The sequence below is a fragment of the Corynebacterium sp. HMSC077G07 genome, assembly GCF_001809225.1.
Taxonomy (GTDB): domain Bacteria; phylum Actinomycetota; class Actinomycetes; order Mycobacteriales; family Mycobacteriaceae; genus Corynebacterium; species Corynebacterium jeikeium_D.
Map to the genome: position 1 here is coordinate 168,669 of NZ_KV796535.1, position 12,965 is coordinate 181,633.

The window sequence follows — 12,965 nt, forward strand, 5'->3', positions numbered from 1 at the left end:
ACAAATGGCTGAGACAAAACCGGAAGGCATCATGGCCAACGATTCGACCACGGCAGCAGTCGACGAGACTGAGCGTGTGATTCCGCAGGGGCAGGGTCACGACGCGGAGACCGCAGAGGCTGAAAAACAGGAGGAGACGGTGTCCCCAGTTCGTCGTAAGCAGCGTCGTAACTTCCCGGCGGATCGTGCGGATAAGCACCACCACCTTGTAAATGCCGAGGGACTCATGGACCGAGACATCACTCCGGTCGATGAGTGGCGTCTGATTGAGACGAAGCCGAACGGCCTCCCGCTCGGTTTGGGCGAGACGCTGTTTGCGCTGTCGAACGGGTACATCGGCATGCGTGGCAACCCGCCGGAGGGCCGTGACTCCAGTGAGCACGGCACTTATATCAACGGTCTGCATGAGACCTGGCCGATTAGGCACGCCGAGGACGCCTACGGCCTAGCCCGCCAGGGGCAGACGATTGTCAATGCTCCGGACGCTAAGGCAATGCGTCTCTACATTGACGATGAGCCCCTGCGTCTCGGCAATGCTGAGGTCAGCGACTACGAACGTAGCCTGGATTTCCGCGAGGGCGTGCTGCGTCGTCGGTTCATTTGGCGCACCCCGGGTGGCAAGCGCGTTCGCGTCACCTCTGAGCGCATGGTGTCTTTCCAGGAAAAGCATGTCGCCGCGATGAGTCTGGAAGTCGAGCTGCTGGATGCGGATGCTGCGGTGATGATTAACTCGCAGATCCTCAACCGCCAGGACGGCGAGGACGAATACCACGATGCCGCTAAGGCGCAGGGCACCGAACTGGATCCCCGTCGCGCCGAGGCGCTGGAAGACCGCGTTCTCATTCCGGCATTTCAGTCGGAATCGGCGCACGGGCAGCGCTCGACGCTGGGCTACCGCTGCGCGAACTCCGGTATGACCGTGGCTACCTCCATGGACCACACCTTTACTGTCCGCACTCCCGACGGCACGGAGCCGTTCGTAGAGATTTCGCAGTCGACCGAGCCGGATGTGGCCAGCTCCCTGTTCAACCTGGATGCGCCGGTCGGCACTGTCATACGCCTGGAGAAGCTGGTCGCGTACCACTCCTCCCGTAAGGTGCGTGCCGAAGAGCTGGCATTCCGCTGTGAGCGCACCCTGAACCGCGTCGGCCGCATCGGCATGCTGGGGCTGATGGAGAACCAGGAGGAGTGGCTCGAACGCTTCTGGGAGCGCTCTGACGTGGTCATTTACAATCAGCCGGAGATTCAGCAGGCAGTGCGCTGGAACATTTGGCAGATTATCCAGGCCGCCGCCCGCGCCGAATTCCAAGGCGTCCCGGCCAAGGGAATGACCGGCACCGGCTACGGCGGCCACTACTTCTGGGACACGGAAATCTACGTGACCCCATTCCTTACCTATACGTCGCCGCAATTCTCGCGCAATGCCATGCGTTTCCGCTGGGACATGCTCGAAGCCGCGTGGGCGCGTGCCGACGAACTGGCGCACGACGGTGCCCTCTTCCCGTGGCGCACTATCAATGGTCAGGAGTCCTCGGCCTACTTTGAGGCCGGCACGGCGCAGTACCACATCGATGCGGACATCGTGTACGCGATGATGAAGTACGTCTATGCCTCCGGCGATGAGGAGTTCCTGCTCAAGGAGGGCACGGATCTGTTGCTCGGCACGGCCAGGTTTTGGATGTCGTTGGGATTCTTTGATGCCGAGCAGCGAGAGTTCCAAATTCACAGCGTCACCGGTCCAGATGAGTACAACACGGTGGTGAACAACAACCTGTACACCAACGTGATGGCGCAGTATAACCTGCGGGTTGCTGCGGACGTCGTCAAGCAGATGAAGCGTGATCGCCCTGCTGCCTATCGCGAACTGACCAACCGCTTCGACCTCACTGAGCGCGAGGTTGAAGAGTGGGAGCAGGCCGCTGAGGCGATGTACATCCCGTTCGATGAGAAGCTCGGCATTCACCCTCAGGATGACCAGTTCCTGCTGCGTAAGCGCTGGAATCTCGACGATCCCGAAGTTGGCCCGCTGCGCCCGCTGCTGCTGCATTACCACCCGCTGACGATTTACCGTCACCAGGTCATTAAGCAGGCGGACGTCGTCCTCGCACTGTTCCTCATGGGCAATCGCTTTACGACGGAACAAAAGCGCGCAGACTACATGTATTACGATCCGCTCACCACCGGTGATTCCTCGCTGTCCGCCGTTGTGCAGTCCATTGTTGCGGCCGAGTTGGGCTTGCAGGAGCAGGCAATGGACTTCTTCCTACGCGGACTCTATGTGGACCTGGCGAACTTGCATGGCAACGCTGCCGATGGTGTCCACGTCGCATCTGCCGGTGGTGTGTGGCAGTCCCTGGTCTATGGTTTCGGTGGTTTCCGCGATCATGACGGCCGCTACAGTATTGACCCGCGTCTGCCGGAGGACTGGAGTGGTCTGACGTACCGAGTCACTATTCGTGGTTGTCGTATCCGAGTGACGGTGCGCGGCCGCACGGTGGAAGTCGTCCTGGAGGAGGGAGACCACCAGGTTGGGCCGATTATGGTCGCAGGACATGAGGTGATCATTGGTCCGGAGCCGTTGACCGTGGTGATGGCGAACTCGGATCAGAGCGAGGATTAGTCGGACGGCTTCGGCCGTACACGGTGCCAATAGGGGGGGGGATTGCCTGTTGGGGGTGGCTGTTTGGGCCTTTGGGGAATTCGGCAGGGGTAAAAATAAAGAATTTCGCAACATAATTATTGAGTATTAAATCCGTCCACCTGAGAAAAGTGGGCGGTTTTTTATTTTCGTGCTATTTATGTTGCGTTATTAGCTAGTTTGGGCGGGGGAAAAATCGGCAAAAGTCGGGGTAGGGGCGTTTTTATGGTGGGGGAGAGGGTTTATGCAGCGACGACGTCAGAAGTGGCTAAAATGCGATAACCTGAGAAAAGGCGGAGAAAAGACCTAGGTAACCTGTGAAAATCCCCACCCAAAAGGGGGAAAAATGTTTACCAGGCGCTGTGTGACTTTAGAGTGAATATGACACTGGAGGTGCCATGACTGTTAAAAGTTCAAACCGTGACGCAATCGCGCACGGCAAAATTAATGTAGAACCGCTGCGCGAGCAGCCTAAATACCCTTCATGGGCTCTGAAGCTGACCATGGCCGTCACTGGCGTGCTGTTTGGCCTCTTCGTTATTGTCCACATGCTGGGTAACCTGAAGATTTTCGCTGGCGAGGAAGACTTCAACGCATACGCGACCTTCCTACGCACTGTCGGTGCTCCGGCAGTTCCGAACGAGGGCATTCTGTGGATTTTCCGCATTGTCCTGCTGGTAGCTATTGTCCTGCACATTTTCGGTGGCCTCACCCTGGCTGCACGTGCAAAGCAGTCCCGCGGCAAGTTCCGCCGTCAGGGCATGGTGTCCAGCTGGAACACCTTTACTGCACGTTCGATGGTGATCACCGGCATCGTGCTGCTGGCCTTCATCATCTTCCACCTGCTGGACCTGACCATCGGTGCTGGCGTTTCTCCGTCTTCTTTCGAGCACGGTGAGGCATACCAGAACGTGGTTGCGTCCTTCTCGCGTCCGGGTGTTGTTGTTTGGTACATCATTGCTCAGCTCGCTCTGCTGCTGCACCTGTCCCACGGTCTGTGGACCGCTACTTCCGACCTCGGTATCACCGGTAAGCGCTGGCGCAAGGTTCTGCTGTTCCTGTCCGGCCTGCTGCCGCTGCTGGTTGTTGTCGGCAACATCTTCATCCCAGTCGCCGTCCTGACCGGTCTGGTCTCGTAGGTCGAGGAGGAAATTTACTATGACTAACACTGAAGCAACCGTCGCTGCGGACTTCCGCGCGCCGGAAAGCGCTGTCGACGGGGTCAAGATCGGCAAGGTTCTGTCCGATAACTCCCCGGGTGACAAGGTCTCCATGAAGGACCACTGGCAGTACCAGAAGGATCACGCCAACCTGGTTTCGCCGCTGAACCGTCGTAAGTTCCGCGTCATGGTCGTCGGTACCGGCCTGGCTGGCGGCGCTGCCGCTGCTGCCCTCGGTGAGCTCGGCTACGACGTGCAGGTTTTCACCTACCACGACGCTCCGCGCCGTGCGCACTCCATTGCTGCACAGGGTGGTGTGAACTCCGCTCGCGGTAAGAAGGTCGACAACGACGGCGCTTACCGCCACGTCAAGGACACCGTTAAGGGCGGCGACTACCGCTGCCGCGAGAACGACTGCTGGCGTCTGGCTGTCGAGTCCGTCCGCGTCATCGACCACCTGAATGCAATCGGTGCTCCGTTCGCTCGCGAGTACGGCGGTACCCTGGCAACCCGTTCCTTCGGTGGTGTGCAGGTCTCCCGTACGTACTACACCCGTGGTCAGACGGGTCAGCAGCTGCAGCTGTCGACTACCTCGGCTCTGCAGCGTCAGATTGGTCTCGGCAACGTCGAGATCTTCACCCACAACGAGCTGGTTGACATCATCGTCGCCGACGGCCGTTGCCAGGGTGCCATCATGCGTAACCTCATCAATGGTGAGCTGACCGTTCACACTGCTCACGCAGTTATTCTGGCTACCGGCGGTTACGGCAACGTCTACCACATGTCCACGCTGGCCAAGAACTCCAACGCTTCGGCCATCATGCGTGCATACGACCAGGGTGCTTACTTCGCATCCCCGTCCTTCATCCAGTTCCACCCGACCGGTCTTCCGGTTAACGCGCACTGGCAGTCGAAGACCATTCTGATGTCCGAGTCCCTGCGTAACGACGCACGTATTTGGACCCCGAAGAAGAAGGGCGACGAGCGCCCGGCCAACGACATCCCGGAGGACGAGCGCGACTACTTCCTGGAGCGTCGCTACCCGGCATTCGGTAACCTCGTCCCGCGTGACGTCGCTTCCCGTGCCAACTCTCAGCAGATTAACGCCGGCTACGGTGTTGGTCCGCTGAAGAACTCCGTCTACCTGGATCTGCGTGACGCAATTGAGCGCCTGGGCCAGCCGGTCATCAAGGAACGCTACTCGAATCTGATTCAGATGTACGAAGAGGCAATCGGTGAGGACCCGTACAAGGTTCCGATGCGTATTGCTCCGACCTGCCACTTCACCATGGGTGGTCTGTGGTCTGACTTCAACCAGATGACCTCCATCCCGGGTCTGTTCACCGGTGGCGAGGCATCCTGGACCTACCACGGTGCAAACCGTCTTGGTGCAAACTCCCTGCTGTCCGGTTCGGTCGACGGTTGGTTCACCCTGCCGTTCACCATTCCGAACTACCTTGGCCCGCTGCTCGGTACCGACCGCCTGGCTGAGGATGCCCCGGAGGCCAAGGAAGCACTGGACCGCGCTCAGGCTCGCCTGGACAAGCTGATGAGCATCCAGGGTAAGCACGGCGCTGAGTACTTCCACCGTCAGCTCGGTGAGATTCTCTACCGCGACTGTGGTGTGGCTCGTAACAAGGAAGACCTGGCTCGCGGTATCGAGGAGATCCGCGAACTGCGTAAGGCATTCTGGTCTGACCTTTTCATCCCGGGTGAGCCGAACGAGATGAACCAGCAGCTCGAGTACGCTAACCGCGTTGCTGACTACATCGACCTCGGTGAGCTCATGTGTGTCGACGCCCTCGACCGCGATGAGTCCTGCGGTGCTCACTACCGCGATGACCACATCTCCGAAGATGGCGAGGCAGAGCGCGATGACGCTAACTGGTGCTTCGTTTCCGCATGGGAGCGAGGCAACAATGGTCCTGCATGGGATCAGTCCGGTCACGAATTCATTCGCCACGCCGAGCCGCTCACCTTCGAAGCCGTCCCGCTCATGACAAGGAACTACAAGTAATGAAACTGCACCTTGAAATCTGGCGCCAAGCAGGTCCGAACGTCGAGGGACACTTTGAATCCGTTGACGTTGACGACGCCGTCGCAGAGATGTCGATCCTGGAGCTGCTTGACCACGTCAACTCCAAGTACGTCGAGTCCGGCAAGGAGCCGTTCGCGTTCGCATCTGACTGCCGTGAGGGTATCTGTGGTACCTGTGGTCTGAACGTCAACGGTCGTCCGCACGGCCCGGGCCAGAACACCCCGACCTGTCAGCAGCGTCTGCACCAGTTCAGCGATGGTGACACCCTGAAGATCGAGCCGATGCGCTCCGCCGCATACCCGGTCATCAAGGACATGGTCGTTGACCGCTCCGCTCTGGACCGTGTCCTCGAGCAGGGTGGCTACGTCTCCATCAACGCTGGTACCGCTCCGGATGCAGATACTCTGCACCTGAACCACGAGACCGCTGAGTTCGCACTTGACCACGCAGCCTGCATCGGCTGTGGTGCTTGTGTGGCAGCTTGCCCGAACGGTGCTGCACACCTGTTCACCGGCGCAAAGCTGGTTCACCTCTCCCTGGTCCCGCTGGGTAAGGAAGAGCGTGGCAAGCGTGCTCGCAAGATGGTTGACGAGGTCGAAGGCACCTTCGGTCCGTGCTCCCTCTATGGTGAATGTGCTGATGTCTGCCCGGCCGGTATCCCGCTGACTGCGGTTGCCGCCGTTACCAAGGAACGAGCTCGTTCGTTCTTCCGCGGTAAGGACGACTAAACTCTTTCTCGATTAGAGTTTTCCAGAAGGGACATAGATTATGGCGAATGCAGTCAAGCGTTACCAGGGCGAAGAGCACTTCGTCGACGGTTACGTGCCTCAGAGCATGAATGCCGAATACTCCTCGCTTCACAAGAGCATTACCTGGATTGGCATGGGACTCATGCTCGCCTCTCTGGCGGCTTGGGGCACCTTCATTTTCGGTCTCGCAACGACCGTTTTTGCCGACCAGACTGCTGCCTCTCACAGCAACGGTTTCCTGGCTAAGGATGCCGCCAACTACACCGACTACACCGGTGGTTGGAACTTCGACGGCAGCGTGTTCATGTGGGCTGGCCTGGTAGTCGGACTGGTTATGGTTATTGCGGGTCTGGCCTGCATCTCCATCGGTCGTCGTGACTACAAGGCTTACCGAAAGGAATTCGGCACTCACCACTAAAGGCTTGCCCCAGTTTAAAGGGGCTCGCCTCTAGGCGGATGCAACGCTAGCCTTTTGAACTAGCACCTCCACAGTTGATGCCACTGTGCACAGTGCGCTGGGGTAGGGAAGTATTGAGAAGTACCTCTCTCACCAACAGCGGACTGCGGCGCGGTGGCATTTTCGCGTTTTCGGCGCCTAATCTATACACATGGATAACAACCCCGCTAAGCTCCCGGCAGCTGTAGATACGGTCTCGGACCGTCTCGAAGTTCCCGGGCCATCACCAGAGGTTGAGGCGGAAAAACGTGCGCAACTGCGTAAGGCTAAGGCCTTCGCTACGATGCTGCTGGTCATCGCAACCGCTGTGTATTTCACATGCCGCGGTATTGAGTCTTCACACTTATCCGCAGGCGAAGTTGTGCCCGCGTGGGTGGGCTACGTTCGCGCTGCTTCTGAGGCTGGCATGGTCGGTGCCCTCGCCGACTGGTTCGCAGTCGTAGCTCTGTTCCGCCACCCGCTCGGCATTCCTATCCCACACACCGCTATCGTCCGTCGCAAGAAGGACCAGGTCGGTGAGTCCCTGGCGCAGTTCGTCGGTGATAACTTCCTGAACCCCGCTTTGATTGTGGACAAGGTGCGTAAGGCCGAGATTCCTGAGCGTATCGGCGAATGGCTGGTAGCGCCGGGAAACGCCGACAAAGTGTCCGCAGAGGTCGGTAAGTTCACCGGAAATGTGCTGGAGGCGATTAATCCTGACGATGCCGCCGCAGTGCTGAAGTCAGCAGTCATCGACGAAGTTGCAGCCCCGGAGTGGGGGCCACCAGCGGGTAAGGTTCTCGAGCAGCTGATCGAAGAAGGGCGCACCGAGCCTATTGTCCAGCAGATGGCTGAGTGGCTGCACCGGAAGTCGCTGGGCTCGCAGAATCTTATCGACCGACTCGTCGGAGAGCGCGCCCCCTCCTGGGCACCGAGCTTTGTCAACGATCTCATCGGCGACAAGGTCTATCGCGAGCTGGTTGATTGGACCTGGCAGGTGCAGCATGACCCTAAGCACGACGCGCGCCTGGCGCTCCACCGCTTCCTCACGCAGCTCGCCGTTGATTTGCAGAACGACGAGAAGACCATCGCCAAGGTCGAAGAAATTAAGACTGACATTCTTTCGTCCGCCGCTGTCACACAGGCACCGGCGAAGATTTGGGCATCAACATCCGCAAAGCTTGTCGACGCTGCCCGCGACCCGGACTCCCTGCTCCGTCGGAAGGTCTCGGAAACGGCCGCCCGCTACGGCGAGCGAATCCAGTCCGATCCTGAGTTGCGCAAACGAATGGACCGCCGTCTGGAAGCGGCTGTCGTCTTCATCGCTGAGAACTACGCGGGCGAGATTACCTCGATCATTTCCGAGACCGTCGAGCGTTGGGACGCCGATGAGGCTTCCGACAAGATTGAACTGATGGTCGGTCGCGATCTGCAGTTCATTCGCGTTAACGGCACTGTTGTCGGATCACTGGCCGGTTTGGCTATTTACACCCTGTCGACCTTGGTGTTTGGGGCTATTTAGCAGCACAACCCAGCACATCAGACCGTGTGCGTTAGCATGTAAAAAGCAATGCATCCCTGTTAAAGGAGTTGTTCCCCCGGTGCGCCTGTTACCATCTTTGCCCAGTCTTGCGGATTCGCCGCTGATGGCAATTTCCGTCTATGTGGACGTCCTGTTTCAGTTCGCCATTCCGTTTGTCATCGGCATCTTGGCGCTAATCGGTGCGGTGCTTGTCATCACCACCCGCGCGGATGCCTTTGACGCTGCAGACCGCAAGAGCCGCAACGTCTGGGCCGGCATGCTGGTCGGTTCGGCTATCTTCCTACTCCTGCCGTGGCTGGGCTGGGCAATGCTGGGCATCCCGCTGATTGCCGGACTAGTCATCACGGGGATTTACTGGTTGGATGTTCGCCCACAGATCAAGGACATTTTGTCGAACGCACAGGGCGGTTATTAGTCCCGGGCGGGTGTTAGTCCAGGGCGGGTGTTAGCCCGCACAACTGAGAAAGTGTCTGGGTTTATGACAGTTTCTGGGTGAAAAACCCGGTGATTTTGTCATAAACCCAGACACTTTCTTTCTGGGGGAGGGGATAGGGATAGGTCTGGCTCCCCGAAAACCTACTGGAACGCCACGGTAACCTACTGGAACACCACGGTGCGGTTGCCGTAAACCTGCACACGGTCCTCCAGGTGCCAGCGCAAACCGCGGGCGAGGACCTGCTTCTCCGCATCGCGACCTTCACGCTGCATGTCCGCAGCGGTGTATTTGTGGGAGACACGCATGACGTCCTGCTCAATAATCGGACCATCGTCGAGGTCCTCAGTGGCGTAGTGGCAGGTGGCACCGATGAGCTTCACACCACGTCGATAAGCCTGCAGATACGGGCGCGCGCCCATGAACGACGGCAGGAAGCTGTGGTGGATATTGATTGCGCGGCCTTCCCACTTCTCGCACAGATCCGGCGGCAGAATCTGCATGAAACGTGCGAGCACGATGGCATCCGGGTTTTCGGCGTCGACAATCTCGGCGACCTCATCGAATGCCTTACGCTTGCCGACGGCATCCTTGGGGAAGGGCACATGGTGGAAGGGAATGTCATACGCTGCGACCAGTGGCTCCAGATCGCGGTGGTTACCAATTACTGCAGCGATTTCCATCGGATAGTCGGACTGTGCGACGCGGCCGAGCAGATCCTGCAGGCAGTGGCCTTCCTTGGTCACCAGGATGACAGCGCGCTTCGGGACAGCGTTGTCGGTGACCTTCCAGCGGACCTCAGGGCCCCAATCACCGACGAGCTCAGCGAACTTCTCGCGCAGCTCTTCTACCGTCAGGTCGAGAGCGTCGGCGCGGACCGCCTGGCGAGTGAAAAACCATCCGGTCTCCGGGTCGGAGAAGAAGTCCGCCTCGGTAATCCACGCACCTATGTCGGACAGGAAGGTCGACAGGGTGGAAACGATACCGGTACGGTCTGGACAGCCGAGCGAGAAGATGTACTGGCGCTCGGTGGGAGTACCGCTATTTGCGGTGATGAGAGAGCGAGTCATTCTCGGTATCTTACCTGCTAGCTAAAGGTAAGTTCGCTCACGGTCGACAAAGGCAGATTTGCGCCCGTCAGCGTCAACGCCAGGCCCTCCCCGGTGACGTGCGCTTCCTCCACCTGCATACCGTGGCCGATGTCGTAGCTCAACAGCGTACCGCTCGCTTCTCCCAGCCAGCCGGCCAGGCCATCGAGGTTTAAGCCGAGGATTGAGCCGCCCTCCAAGTTGATTTCGATATGACCGCCGTTGGCAATCGGGCGGAACTTGGAGGTCGCAAATCCGGAGGCGAATTCAATGTTGAACAGGCCTTCGTCCGGCAACGGCGTGATTGTGGAAGCGCGTACACCGCTTTCCCGGTTAATTAGCGCCTGCAGCAGTTGAGGTGGGATTGTGACGTCTACTCGCAGCGACTCTGCCGTCGGATCCGCACGATTGCTCAGATCCACGTTTTCCAGGTGCACTTCCGCTGCCGGGTCACCGTTGATCTCCGGTGCGCCACCCAGCGCCTCCGGGTTCTTGACCTCCAGTGTGTTCGGAGTGGACAGATCCATCGAGGGCACTGACTTGGTGGCCAAGGCGAGCAGTATCGGGCGGGTGCCGAAAGAAACCTTGGGGTCTTCAGTGACCGTCGCACCACGCTCTTCGGCGGAGGTGCGGTAGCCGTCGGAAATCTCCTTGCTCACGAACATCCGGACGCCGATTTCGCCGGCGATCGCAATGAGCGCCACCACGATGATGACACCGAGGACGGTGGGCAGGACTTTGACGCTCGACGAGCGTTTAGCAGAACTCATGGTTCCCAGTCTTGCTTAACGACGGCTCCGTCGCTACCACTTATCTTCGCCCGGTATCCGTCCCCTCGGTGTCGCCCCGGAGTGCCCCCCCCCCAGTGCGCAACCTACTTAGCGACGTAGTCCGCCAGCACAGCGGTCTCAGCGTTGAGGACGCGTTCCAGGTACGGAGCTGCCTTCTCCTCGAGCTTGCCGCCGAGCAGCGGCACGTTGATGGAGAACTCGGAGTTGGTGGTCAGCACTGAACCTTCACCCTGGGCGGTGAGCTTCTGGGACGCACTGAAGGACGCCGGTACGCCCGAAGCTTCTGTGGTCACGGTGGAGGTCGCGCCGTCGTCGTTAAGCGGGCTGATGACGAACGTGCGCGTCATGCCGACCCCGGACTTGACGAACTTCTGTGCCTGCGCCGGAATCTTGTCAGCAGAGACGGTCTGGCGAATCACGACGGTGGTGCCAGCGTCGGTGGTCTCGAACTTTTCCACCTTGCCGTCAGCCGCCGAGAAACGGTTTGCGACCTTCTCCCAGAAACCGGCGTCGGTGAGGGCCTCGTAAACCTTCTCAATCGGCTGGTCGAAGTTGACGGTGTGCGTGTTAGTCGTAGTCATGCGCTTGATGATACGTAATTTGCACTACGCTAGGGGCGTGGAAAATCTCGACCAATCGCCGAACCCAATTCACCTGACCTCCGACATGGAAGAAGCCATCGATGGGCTTGCGGGGCTAGAGGGGGTGGAGCTCAGCACGCATACCGCTTTCGCGGATTTGACGACGCTCCGCCTCGGCGGGGTGCCGCGTGCCGTCGTCCGGTGTAGCACGACGGACGCTGTGGTCGATGTTGTACGCGCGCTTGACGACGCTAACGTGCCCCTCCTCATCGTGGGAGGCGGATCCAACCTGGTGGTAGCCGATGAACTCGAGCCGCTGGTGGCCGTGGTGATCGAGGCCGACAACGTGACCATGAGCACTCGCGGACACGGGCTGGAGTCCGTGTCGGCAATCGTGGAGGCCGAGGCCGGTGCGGTCTGGGACGAGGTCGTGGAGATGAGTGTCGACGCAGGTTTTGGCGGCCTTGAATGCCTGTCGGGTATTCCGGGATCGGCCGGAGCCACTCCGGTGCAGAACGTTGGCGCCTACGGTGCTGAGGTGTCGCAGGTCCTGGACTCGGTGCAGCTTTACGATCGCGCAACCGGCTCGGTCGAGTGGGTGGAACCGGAGTCTCTCGACCTTTCCTACCGCTACTCGAACCTGAAGTTCACCGCACGGGCAGTGGTGCTGGCCGTGCGGTTCGAGCTCAGTGTGGATGGCATGTCCGCGCCACTTCGCTATGGCGAACTGGCGCGGCGCCTGGGCGTCGACGAGGCCGAGGCTGCGGCTGGCGAGATTCGCAGGCCGGCTGAGTTGGTGCGCGAAAAGGTGCTTGAGCTGCGCCGGGGCAAGGGCATGGTGCTCGAAGATGCTGACCGCGATACCTGGTCGGCGGGTTCTTTCTTTACCAACCCGATCATTCCGGAGAACTCGGTGGAGGCCGTGCGTGCAAAGGTTGCCGCGCTGCGTGGGGCCGATGAGGCCGCGAATATGCCCGCATTCCCCGCTGGCCCCGGCCACGAGGGAGCCGTGAAGCTCTCGGCGGCGTGGCTTATCGAGCGCGCCGGGTTCCCGAAGGGCTACCCCGGTGACGGTGCGCCCGCACGACTGTCGACTAAGCACACTCTTGCCCTGACCAACCGCGGGGAGTCCGGCGACGGTACGCCTACGACCGCCGCCGACTTGGTGGCTTTGGCGCGCGATGTGCGCGCTGGCGTGGAAAAGGCCTTCGGCGTGACCCTGGTGCCCGAGCCGGTGTGGGTCGGCGTGAGCATCGATTAGGCCCGCGGCGGGTGGCTGATGGCCAGTGGGGGCGGACTGGAGAGGCTGGCGTGCCTGATGGGACTAACGGGGGTGATGGGGCTGACCGGGGCGCTGGGGCTGATAGAACCGCCGGGTAGTCCTCAGTTTGCGCTCCCGGGCCTTCTCCCAATGGCGGGGATAGAGAAAGTGACTAGGTTTATGACACGTGAATATTATTCACCCTCAGTTTTTTGTCATAAACCTAGTCACTAAGTCTGGGGGGGGG

The 12,965-nt window shown here is 59.8% G+C and carries 11 protein-coding genes; 8 read left to right on the forward strand and 3 right to left on the reverse strand.

The window, feature by feature from the left end; translation table 11 throughout:
- Window positions 1-4: 4 nt before the first annotated feature.
- The 7 genes from HMPREF2562_RS06470 to HMPREF2562_RS06500 all read left to right on the forward strand — a co-directional run bounded on the left by HMPREF2562_RS06470 (window position 5) and on the right by HMPREF2562_RS06500 (window position 8,979).
- Window positions 5-2,620: a glycoside hydrolase family 65 protein gene (locus HMPREF2562_RS06470; RefSeq protein ID WP_016421963.1), complete on the forward strand. Its 2,616-nt coding sequence runs from the start codon at window positions 5-7 to the stop codon at window positions 2,618-2,620.
- Between the two features lie 416 nt (window positions 2,621-3,036).
- Window positions 3,037-3,777 (forward strand): succinate dehydrogenase cytochrome b subunit, encoded by a 741-nt coding sequence (locus HMPREF2562_RS06475; protein WP_016421964.1) that lies wholly within the window; start codon window positions 3,037-3,039, stop codon window positions 3,775-3,777.
- Window positions 3,778-3,796: 19 nt separating this feature from the next.
- Window positions 3,797-5,815 (forward strand): fumarate reductase/succinate dehydrogenase flavoprotein subunit, encoded by a 2,019-nt coding sequence (locus HMPREF2562_RS06480; protein WP_016421965.1) that lies wholly within the window; start codon window positions 3,797-3,799, stop codon window positions 5,813-5,815.
- Window positions 5,815-6,564 (forward strand): succinate dehydrogenase/fumarate reductase iron-sulfur subunit, encoded by a 750-nt coding sequence (locus tag HMPREF2562_RS06485; RefSeq protein ID WP_016421966.1) that lies wholly within the window; start codon window positions 5,815-5,817, stop codon window positions 6,562-6,564. The genes HMPREF2562_RS06480 and HMPREF2562_RS06485 overlap by 1 nt, the downstream gene beginning before the upstream one ends.
- Before the next feature lie 40 nt (window positions 6,565-6,604).
- Window positions 6,605-7,003 carry a hypothetical protein gene (locus HMPREF2562_RS06490; RefSeq protein WP_016421967.1) on the forward strand — a complete coding sequence of 133 codons (399 nt, stop codon included), beginning with the start codon at window positions 6,605-6,607 and terminating at the stop codon, window positions 7,001-7,003.
- A gap of 190 nt (window positions 7,004-7,193) precedes the next feature.
- Entirely contained in the window at window positions 7,194-8,543 is a 1,350-nt protein-coding gene (locus HMPREF2562_RS06495) for a DUF445 domain-containing protein (protein WP_070549781.1), read from the forward strand.
- Window positions 8,544-8,622: 79 nt separating this feature from the next.
- Complete coding sequence (locus HMPREF2562_RS06500; RefSeq protein WP_016421969.1) at window positions 8,623-8,979, forward strand: DUF2516 family protein; 357 nt, start codon at window positions 8,623-8,625, stop codon at window positions 8,977-8,979.
- Window positions 8,980-9,161: 182 nt separating this feature from the next.
- Here the strand turns inward: HMPREF2562_RS06500 and purU are convergent, their stop codons facing one another.
- From purU to HMPREF2562_RS06515, 3 genes are all read right to left on the reverse strand, one after another.
- On the reverse strand, window positions 9,162-10,067 hold the full coding sequence (gene purU / locus HMPREF2562_RS06505) for a formyltetrahydrofolate deformylase (protein WP_016421970.1): 906 nt from the start codon (window positions 10,065-10,067) through the stop codon (window positions 9,162-9,164).
- A gap of 17 nt (window positions 10,068-10,084) precedes the next feature.
- Entirely contained in the window at window positions 10,085-10,855 is a 771-nt protein-coding gene (locus HMPREF2562_RS06510; protein ID WP_049189514.1) for an LmeA family phospholipid-binding protein, read from the reverse strand.
- A gap of 104 nt (window positions 10,856-10,959) precedes the next feature.
- A complete protein-coding gene (locus HMPREF2562_RS06515; protein ID WP_049189515.1) occupies window positions 10,960-11,457 on the reverse strand; it encodes a DUF2505 domain-containing protein in 498 nt (165 codons plus the stop codon).
- Between the two features lie 85 nt (window positions 11,458-11,542).
- Between HMPREF2562_RS06515 and HMPREF2562_RS06520 the strand changes: the two genes are divergently transcribed.
- On the forward strand, window positions 11,543-12,718 hold the full coding sequence (locus HMPREF2562_RS06520) for a UDP-N-acetylmuramate dehydrogenase (protein ID WP_070549788.1): 1,176 nt from the start codon (window positions 11,543-11,545) through the stop codon (window positions 12,716-12,718).
- Window positions 12,719-12,965: the final 247 nt, after the last annotated feature.

What these genes read in the sequence shown, in the direction of transcription:
- HMPREF2562_RS06475 (WP_016421964.1), top strand. Translation starts at nt 3,037, where the DNA reads ATGACTGTTAAAAGTTCAAACCGTGACGCAATCGCGCACGGCAAAATT.
- HMPREF2562_RS06520 (WP_070549788.1), top strand. Translation starts at nt 11,543, where the DNA reads ATGGAAGAAGCCATCGATGGGCTTGCGGGGCTAGAGGGGGTGGAGCTC.
- HMPREF2562_RS06495 (WP_070549781.1), top strand. Translation starts at nt 7,194, where the DNA reads ATGGATAACAACCCCGCTAAGCTCCCGGCAGCTGTAGATACGGTCTCG.
- HMPREF2562_RS06485 (WP_016421966.1), top strand. Translation starts at nt 5,815, where the DNA reads ATGAAACTGCACCTTGAAATCTGGCGCCAAGCAGGTCCGAACGTCGAG.
- HMPREF2562_RS06515 (WP_049189515.1), bottom strand. Translation starts at nt 11,457, where the DNA reads ATGACTACGACTAACACGCACACCGTCAACTTCGACCAGCCGATTGAG.
- HMPREF2562_RS06510 (WP_049189514.1), bottom strand. Translation starts at nt 10,855, where the DNA reads ATGAGTTCTGCTAAACGCTCGTCGAGCGTCAAAGTCCTGCCCACCGTC.
- purU (WP_016421970.1), bottom strand. Translation starts at nt 10,067, where the DNA reads ATGACTCGCTCTCTCATCACCGCAAATAGCGGTACTCCCACCGAGCGC.
- HMPREF2562_RS06490 (WP_016421967.1), top strand. Translation starts at nt 6,605, where the DNA reads ATGGCGAATGCAGTCAAGCGTTACCAGGGCGAAGAGCACTTCGTCGAC.
- HMPREF2562_RS06470 (WP_016421963.1), top strand. Translation starts at nt 5, where the DNA reads ATGGCTGAGACAAAACCGGAAGGCATCATGGCCAACGATTCGACCACG.
- HMPREF2562_RS06480 (WP_016421965.1), top strand. Translation starts at nt 3,797, where the DNA reads ATGACTAACACTGAAGCAACCGTCGCTGCGGACTTCCGCGCGCCGGAA.